Origin of the sequence: Vibrio sp. ZF57 (assembly GCF_001691235.1) — a bacterium.
In the GTDB taxonomy this organism is placed as follows: domain Bacteria; phylum Pseudomonadota; class Gammaproteobacteria; order Enterobacterales; family Vibrionaceae; genus Vibrio; species Vibrio crassostreae_C.
On record NZ_MAKD01000006.1, the window covers coordinates 1 to 352 of the forward strand.

Annotated in this window: 1 protein-coding gene; it reads right to left on the bottom strand. The window is 43.5% G+C overall.

Annotated features, from left to right (window positions below):
* Positions 1-127: 127 nt before the first annotated feature.
* A partial coding sequence (locus tag A6D97_RS00500) for a GNAT family N-acetyltransferase (protein WP_017066527.1) occupies positions 128-352 on the bottom strand: 225 nt, incomplete at its 5' end.

The following is a 352-nucleotide window of genomic DNA, read 5'->3' on the forward strand; positions in this document are numbered from 1 at the left end:
GGGGGGAGGTGAGAGTGCACGAGGGGTCAGCGTTTTTGAATGAACTCTTCAATACCTTTACAGTTGAAGTATAAAATGAGGCGGCCAAATAGCCGCCCCAGACACACCATCTGACTTGTTTATCCACTCATTCCTTTAAGCCAAAAATTAATTCAATTTCATCATCAAGTCTTCTGCCCGTTGGTATAAAACCAAGCTTTTGATAAATAGAGAGCGCATTGCCTTTTTCTTTATCCATCGTGGTCAGGGAGACGCCTTTTAAACCGGTAATGGAAGCGTATTTCTTACTGAAGTTAATCGCTTGACTCCCCAATCCTTTTCCTTGGAAACGATGGTCAATCATGACGCGCCA